Raw genomic sequence first — 6,918 nt, 5'->3', positions numbered from 1 at the left:
ATAAAAAAGCCCGCCATACGGCGGGCTTTCGGCAAAAATAAGGCTTTTCTTACAGAACGTCTTTCGCGTTCAGTTCAGTGAAAGCCTGCTCCAGACGAGTCACCATGGACGTCTGAGCAGCACGCAGCCATACGCGCGGATCGTAGTATTTCTTGTTCGGCTGGTCTTCGCCTTTCGGGTTGCCCAGCTGGCCCTGCAGGTAAGCTTCGTTCTCTTTGTAGTAGTTCAGGATACCTTCCCAGGTTGCCCATTGGGTGTCGGTATCGATGTTCATTTTCACTACGCCGTAGCTTACGGAGTCTTTGATTTCCTGAGCAGAAGAACCGGAACCGCCGTGGAAGACGAAGTTCAGGCTGTTGTGCGGCAGGTTGTGTTTCTTGGACACGTATTCCTGAGAATCACGCAGGATGGTCGGGGTCAGAACCACGTTACCCGGCTTGTAAACGCCGTGTACGTTACCGAAGGAAGCGGCGATGGTGAAACGCGGGCTGATTTTGCTCAGTTCGGTGTACGCGTAATCAACGTCTTCCGGCTGGGTGTACAAAGCAGAAGCGTCCATGTGGCTGTTGTCCACGCCGTCTTCTTCGCCACCGGTGCAACCCAGTTCGATTTCCAGCGTCATGCCCATTTTGGACATACGCGCCAGATATTTGGAGCAGATTTCGATGTTTTCGTGCAGAGACTCTTCAGACAGGTCGATCATGTGAGAAGAGAACAGCGGCTTACCGGTTGCAGCGAAGTGTTTTTCACCCGCGTCCAGCAGACCGTCGATCCACGGCAGCAGTTTCTTAGCGCAGTGGTCAGTGTGCAGGATAACCGGAACACCGTAGTGCTCAGCCATCTGATGAACGTGGTGCGCACCGGAGATAGCGCCCAGGATTGCAGCACCCTGAGGAACGTCGGTTTTCACGCCTTTACCTGCGATGAACGCCGCGCCGCCGTTGGAGAACTGTACGATAACCGGCGCTTTAACTTTTGCAGCGGTTTCCAGTACGGCGTTGATGGAGTCGGTGCCCACGCAGTTAACTGCCGGCAGAGCAAAGTTGTTTTCTTTTGCTACCTGGAACACTTTCTGAACGTCGTCGCCAGTGATGACGCCCGGTTTTACGAAATCAAAAATTTTAGACATGTTACGTAGTCCTGTATCTGTATCTTCGGCCGTTGAAGAAGGTTCGCGAGCTGTTACGCGCGCTGAAAAACAGGCGGGTTTCCCCGCCTGAACTGAATTACTTCTTAGCGCGCTCTTCGAGCATCGCTACTGCCGGCAGTACTTTGCCTTCCACGAATTCGAGGAATGCGCCGCCGCCAGTGGAGATGTAGGAGATTTTGTCAGCAATACCGAACAGGTCGATTGCTGCCAGAGTGTCACCGCCGCCAGCGATAGAGAATGCTTCGCTGTCTGCGATCGCGTTAGCAACGATTTCAGTGCCTTTACGGAAGTTCGGGAATTCGAACACGCCGACCGGGCCGTTCCACAGGATGGTTTTGGCGTTTTTCAGGATTTCAGCCAGTTTCTCTGCGGAAGCGTCGCCCAGGTCCAGAATCTGCTCGTCATCTTTGATGTCGTTTACAGATTTCAGGGTCGCGGTTGCGGTTTCAGAGAACTCGGTCGCTACGCGAACGTCGGTCGGAACCGGGATATCGCAGGTGGTCAGCAGACGCTTAGCTTCGTCAACCAGGTCAGCTTCGTACAGGGATTTACCCACGTTGTGGCCCTGAGCGGCAACGAAGGTGTTCGCAATACCACCGCCAACGATCAGTTGGTCAGCGATTTTAGACAGAGAGTCCAGAACGGTCAGTTTGGTAGAAACTTTAGAACCGCCAACGATAGCCACCATTGGGCGAGCTGGTTCTTTCAGTGCTTTACCCAGTGCGTCCAGTTCTGCTGCCAGCAGCGGGCCTGCGCACGCAACGTCAGCAAACTTGCCGATACCGTGGGTAGAAGCCTGCGCACGGTGTGCAGTACCGAATGCGTCCATTACGAACACGTCGCACAGTGCTGCGTATTTCTTAGACAGCGCTTCGTCGTCTTTCTTCTCGCCTTTGTTGAAGCGAACGTTTTCCAGAACAACCAGCTCACCGGCAGCAACTTCTACGCCGTCCAGGTAATCTTTAACCAGACGAACCGGAGCAGACAGTTTGTCTTTCAGGTAATTAACAACCGGCAGCAGAGAGAATTCTTCGTTGTACTCGCCTTCGGTCGGACGACCCAGGTGAGAAGTGACCATGACTTTTGCACCCTGTTTCAGCGCCAGCTCAATAGTCGGCAGAGAAGCACGGATACGCGCGTCGCTGGTTACTTTCCCTTCTTTAACCGGTACGTTCAGATCCGCACGGATGAAAACGCGTTTACCAGCCAGATCCAGATCGGTCATCTTAATTACAGACATGGTGAATCCTCTCGTTGATACTTAAAGTTTTGTCGACGCTCAAGCGTCGAGCCTGAAACCAATAGCGGCCATTGCTAACGTGGTGTCGAGCATTCGGTTAGCAAAGCCCCATTCGTTATCACACCAGACCAGCGTTTTGATCAGGTGAGCACCGCTGACCCGCGTCTGCGTGCCATCGACAATGGCACTGTGCGGATCGTGGTTAAAATCAGTGGAGACCAACGGTAATTCCGTATAGTCAACTATACCATGAAATGCACCCTGTGCTGCTTTTTGCAGCAACTGGTTGACTTCATTCGCTTTTACAGGTTTTTTCACCGTCACGCTCAGGTCAATTGCCGTCACGTTGATGGTGGGTACTCGTACCGCAATCGCCTCAAAACGGTCGCCAAACTGCGGGAAAATACGGGCAATCCCCGCAGCAAGTTTAGTATCTACCGGAATGATCGACTGGCTTGCCGCACGCGTCCGACGTAAATCCGGGTGATAGGCGTCAATCACCTGCTGGTCGTGCATCGCAGAGTGAATGGTGGTGACCGTACCGGACTCAATGCCATAAGCATCATCCAACAATTTAATGACGGGAATTATGCAATTCGTGGTACAGGAGGCGTTGGAAACAATACGGTGTTCCGCGCGCAATTCATGTTGATTGACCCCATAAACGACGGTGGCGTCGAGATCGTTGCTGCCAGGATGTGAAAAGAGCACCTTCTTCGCGCCAGCGGCGATATGGGCTTCGCCGTCATGGCGACTACCGTATACGCCGGTACAGTCTAGCACGACATCAACCGAAAGCTCTTTCCAGGGCAGCGCCTCAATAGTGCGCTCATGCAGAAGACGGATGGCGTCATCGCCGACGAAAAGCTGTTCGCGCTCCTGGCGAACATCCCAGGCAAAGCGCCCGTGGCTGGTGTCATATTTCAACAAATGCGCGATGCCCGCAGCATCTGCCAGTTCGTTGATTGCCACCACGGTGATTTCCGCACGGCGTCCGGATTCATACAAAGCACGAACCACGTTACGTCCAATGCGACCGAAGCCATTAATCGCTACGCGTACGGTCATAGGTCTCCTGCAAGGTCATCCCGATGCAAAGTGGCAAACAGAGTAATGCAGCCAAACGCTTTGGGAAACCTCACCCGCCACAAACAGTGACTGATTGGTTAAATGTCGAACAATTTATCGACTGAAACGCTTCAGCTAGAATAAGCGAAACAAGGAATAAAAGGAATGATTGTCCAGACAGAGACGCCTAATATCTGACATACATCACATTTTACACTTGCGCAGGATGGAATTTATTCCATATCCCAGAATTGTGAATAAGCACTGCCGGATCTTTTCGTTGTGGTGTCGCAAACACTGATTTATATCAGAAAGCCCCCTCTCTCACGTCTATATTATCAGCGTTACGTCCGAGTCTCGGAGTCCTTCAAATATGACTATGCATTCCAATATCGCCTCTACGGCTCGCTTCTATGCGCTCCGCCTGCTTCCTGGGCAGGAAGTCTTTTCCGAATTGAAAACTTTTATCCAACAACAGCAGATTCAGGCAGCCTGGATAGCGGGTTGCACGGGCAGTCTGAGCAATGTGGCTTTGCGCTATGCGGGGCGGGAGGAGACAACCTTCATCAACGGCACCTTTGAGGTTATTTCACTGTCCGGCACGCTTGAGCGGGCTGGCGAGCATCTTCATCTGTCGATTTCCGATCCGCAGGGCGCCACGCTGGGCGGCCATATGATGCCCGGCTGTACCGTGCGGACCACGCTTGAACTGGTGATGGGTGAACTGGAAGCGCTGACCTTTAGCCGACGCCCCTGCGCCATTTCGGGCTATGAAGAGCTGCACATTTCTCCTCGTTAATTTACCACACTACCCAACAAGGGGTTTTCTATGGCACGCCGCCAATTTTCCAGCCAATCCTTAGTGCTGATTGTCATTGCTATCGCTATCAACATGATCGGAGGGCAGCTTATTAGCATGCTGAAGCTGCCCATCTTTCTCGACTCGATTGGTACGCTTATCAGCGCCGTACTGCTTGGGCCGATTATCGGCATGTTGACCGGCTTACTCACTAACCTGCTTTGGGGGCTGCTGACTGACCCGATTGCCGCAGCCTTTGCCCCAGTTGCGATGGTGATTGGCCTTGTCGCAGGCTGGCTGGCGCGCACAGGCTGGTTCCGTACGTTGCCAAAAGTCATCGTCAGCGGCGTGGTGATTACGCTTGCGGTAACGGTAGTTGCCGTTCCGCTACGCACGATACTGTTTGGCGGCGTAACCGGTAGCGGTGCAGATCTGTTTGTCGCCTGGATGCACTCGCTCGGGCAGAACCTGATTGAGTCCGTTGCGGTTACCGTCATTGGCGCCAACCTCGTCGATAAAATTCTGACCGCGATTATCGTCTGGCTGCTGCTACGCCAATTGCCGCTGCGAACCACTCGCCACTTCCCGTCGATGTCAGCCGTACGCTGATGCATCCGTTCACCTCGTTAACGCTGTGGGCGCTGGCAGGTTTCACTACGCTGCTGTTGCCCGCGCAGACGCTGCTCCCCGCCTATAGCGTGCTGACGTTTGTCTGCCTGTTGGTGCTGAAGCCGACACGGCGGCGGGCAAAATATGTCGCCTGGCTGATGTTTTCGCTGGGGTGTGGTTTGTGGCTGGTGCACGGCGGCTGGCTGGCCGAGTGGATTAGCGGTCAGCCGTGCGACCCGGCGCGCTGGGCAAACGCTATCACGCTGTGGCTGCGTATTCTGGCAATCGTCTCTACCGCCCAGCTGTGGATGCAGTATGTGCCGGTACAACAGTTTATCCGCGCGCTCTTTGCCTCACGCGTGCCGCCCGGTATGGCCTATCTGTTTGCCGGCCCGCTGCTGGTTGTGGAGCAACTCAAGCGTCAGCTGGCCGTAATTCATGAAGCCCAATGTGCCCGCGGCGTGCCGCTCGATGAAGGCTGGTATCAACGACTACGTACCATACCTGCGCTTATCGTGCCGCTCACCCACAATGCGCTCAATGATTTAGCCGTTCGCGGCGCGGCGCTGGACATGCGTGCCTTTCGTCTGCACGGCCGCCGTACCACCCTATGGGCGCCAAAAGACAGCGCCGCTCAACGGTGGGCACGCTATTTGATGGTGCTGATGATGTTTGTGGAAGCAGGAGCATGGCTATGGTTACTTTTGAGCAATTAAGATACCGCCCATTGCAGGCAACGCGCGCGCCTGTATACCTGGATTTTCACCATGCCGAGCCCGGCATGGTAGCCATTTTTGGCGATAACGGCAGCGGGAAAAGCACCCTGGCGCAGCTTATGGCAGGTTGGTATCCCGATTATCTTCCCGGCGCGATAGAGGGTCAAGGAACCCTGCTTGGCATCCCCGTTGGCGAGCTTTCGCTTGTTGAACGAGCCCCCACCATTCAACTCGTCCAGCAATCACCCTATTTACAGCTTTCTGGCTGTACTTTCAGCGTTGAAGAGGAAGTGGCCTTTGGTCCGGAAAACCTCTGTCTGGAAGACGCTGAGATTCTTCAGCGCATTGATGCAGCCCTTTCGCTGACCGCATGCCAACCGCTACGCCATCGCCATCCCGCAACGCTCTCCGGCGGGGAAACCCAGCGCGTCGTCATTGCCAGCGCGCTGGCAATGCAGCCAAAACTGCTGCTGCTCGATGAAGCCTTCAGCCGTCTGACGGCAGCGGCCACCGCCATGCTGCTTGAGCGTTTACAGCGCTGGGCACAGGAACAGCAGTCGTTGATCGTACTGTTTGAACGTCACCAATCCCCTTTTCTCACCTGGTGTCAGCGAGCATGGCAGCTTGATGATGGAGGTTTGACCCCGCTATGTTGACCTTAAATCAGCTAACTTACCGTTGGCCAGGCGCAGAGGCCGATTGTCTGAAATCTATCTCACTGACCCTCGTCGAAAGCGACTGGCTGGCGCTGACGGGCGATAACGGCGCGGGGAAGTCGACCCTGCTGCGCGTCATGGCAGGGTTGCTGAAACCCACTTCCGGGTCGGTATGCTGGCGGGGAGAAGACCTTTCCGCGCTTAAAAACAGAGCCCGCGCCGCCGTTTTTGGCGTGCTGTTCCAGGAGGCGGAAAATCAAATATTCCACAGCAGCGTAGCACAAGAAGTGGCATTCGGTCTGAAGCTACAGAAGCGCCCAGCCGCCGAGATAAACCAGCGCACCCAGGCCGCACTGGCGCTGTGTCATCTGGAAGATGTTGCTGATAGGCATCCGCTGGATCTCCATACCGCGCAGCGACGTATGGTCGCGGTAGCAAGTCTGGAGGCCATGAAGCCATCTATGTTGTTGCTTGATGAGCCCAGTCGGGATTTTGATCCCCACTGGCTGGCGATATTTGAAAACTGGCTGGCGGTTTGTCGCGCGAGGGGTTGCAGCGTTGTCGCCATTAGCCATGACGTCGCGTTCACCCAGCGTCATTTTGCCAAAGTTCTCCGCCTGGATAACGGTCAACTCTCCGGCTGAGCCGCAAAAAAAAGGGCCGCCGAGGCGACCCTTTCA

8 protein-coding genes are annotated in these 6,918 nt (G+C 54.8%); 5 read left to right on the top strand and 3 right to left on the bottom strand.

The features are described from left to right. Nucleotides 1-49: 49 nt before the first annotated feature. From fbaA to epd, 3 genes are all read right to left on the bottom strand, one after another. Nucleotides 50-1,129, bottom strand: a complete 1,080-nt coding sequence (gene fbaA / locus M989_RS04570; protein ID WP_064542711.1) for a class II fructose-bisphosphate aldolase — start codon at nucleotides 1,127-1,129, stop codon at nucleotides 50-52. A 97-nt stretch (nucleotides 1,130-1,226) separates the two neighbouring features. Then, nucleotides 1,227-2,390 (bottom strand): phosphoglycerate kinase, encoded by a 1,164-nt coding sequence (gene pgk / locus M989_RS04565; RefSeq protein WP_064542708.1) that lies wholly within the window; start codon nucleotides 2,388-2,390, stop codon nucleotides 1,227-1,229. 39 nt (nucleotides 2,391-2,429) lie between these two features. Further along, nucleotides 2,430-3,458, bottom strand: coding sequence for an erythrose-4-phosphate dehydrogenase (gene epd / locus M989_RS04560; protein WP_064542706.1), 1,029 nt, complete (start codon nucleotides 3,456-3,458; stop codon nucleotides 2,430-2,432). A 373-nt stretch (nucleotides 3,459-3,831) separates the two neighbouring features. Between epd and M989_RS04555 the strand changes: the two genes are divergently transcribed. The 5 genes from M989_RS04555 to M989_RS04535 are packed head-to-tail and all read left to right on the top strand — an operon-like array spanning nucleotide 3,832 to nucleotide 6,882. Next, nucleotides 3,832-4,257, top strand: coding sequence for a PPC domain-containing DNA-binding protein (locus M989_RS04555; RefSeq protein WP_064542703.1), 426 nt, complete (start codon nucleotides 3,832-3,834; stop codon nucleotides 4,255-4,257). A gap of 30 nt (nucleotides 4,258-4,287) precedes the next feature. Further along, the gene (locus M989_RS04550; protein WP_064542700.1) at nucleotides 4,288-4,866 is read left to right on the top strand and encodes an ECF transporter S component; all 579 of its coding nucleotides are present in this window, start codon (nucleotides 4,288-4,290) and stop codon (nucleotides 4,864-4,866) included. Then, nucleotides 4,866-5,582, top strand: a complete 717-nt coding sequence (locus M989_RS04545; protein ID WP_064542697.1) for an energy-coupling factor transporter transmembrane component T — start codon at nucleotides 4,866-4,868, stop codon at nucleotides 5,580-5,582. The genes M989_RS04550 and M989_RS04545 overlap by 1 nt, the downstream gene beginning before the upstream one ends. Continuing rightward, on the top strand, nucleotides 5,561-6,238 hold the full coding sequence (locus M989_RS04540; RefSeq protein ID WP_064542694.1) for an ABC transporter ATP-binding protein: 678 nt from the start codon (nucleotides 5,561-5,563) through the stop codon (nucleotides 6,236-6,238). Before M989_RS04545 ends, M989_RS04540 begins: the two co-directional genes overlap by 22 nt. Further along, the gene (locus M989_RS04535) at nucleotides 6,232-6,882 is read left to right on the top strand and encodes an energy-coupling factor ABC transporter ATP-binding protein (RefSeq protein ID WP_064542692.1); all 651 of its coding nucleotides are present in this window, start codon (nucleotides 6,232-6,234) and stop codon (nucleotides 6,880-6,882) included. The genes M989_RS04540 and M989_RS04535 overlap by 7 nt, the downstream gene beginning before the upstream one ends. Nucleotides 6,883-6,918 lie beyond the last annotated feature (36 nt).

This window comes from Kluyvera georgiana ATCC 51603 (assembly GCF_001654985.1).
Lineage (GTDB): Bacteria > Pseudomonadota > Gammaproteobacteria > Enterobacterales > Enterobacteriaceae > Kluyvera > Kluyvera georgiana.
Note: the sequence above shows the minus strand (reverse complement) of the source record. Positions and strands in the feature narration are given on the sequence as shown.

What these genes read in the sequence shown, in the direction of transcription:
- fbaA (WP_064542711.1), bottom strand. Translation starts at nt 1,129, where the DNA reads ATGTCTAAAATTTTTGATTTCGTAAAACCGGGCGTCATCACTGGCGAC.
- pgk (WP_064542708.1), bottom strand. Translation starts at nt 2,390, where the DNA reads ATGTCTGTAATTAAGATGACCGATCTGGATCTGGCTGGTAAACGCGTT.
- epd (WP_064542706.1), bottom strand. Translation starts at nt 3,458, where the DNA reads ATGACCGTACGCGTAGCGATTAATGGCTTCGGTCGCATTGGACGTAAC.
- M989_RS04555 (WP_064542703.1), top strand. Translation starts at nt 3,832, where the DNA reads ATGACTATGCATTCCAATATCGCCTCTACGGCTCGCTTCTATGCGCTC.
- M989_RS04550 (WP_064542700.1), top strand. Translation starts at nt 4,288, where the DNA reads ATGGCACGCCGCCAATTTTCCAGCCAATCCTTAGTGCTGATTGTCATT.
- M989_RS04545 (WP_064542697.1), top strand. Translation starts at nt 4,866, where the DNA reads ATGCATCCGTTCACCTCGTTAACGCTGTGGGCGCTGGCAGGTTTCACT.
- M989_RS04540 (WP_064542694.1), top strand. Translation starts at nt 5,561, where the DNA reads ATGGTTACTTTTGAGCAATTAAGATACCGCCCATTGCAGGCAACGCGC.
- M989_RS04535 (WP_064542692.1), top strand. Translation starts at nt 6,232, where the DNA reads ATGTTGACCTTAAATCAGCTAACTTACCGTTGGCCAGGCGCAGAGGCC.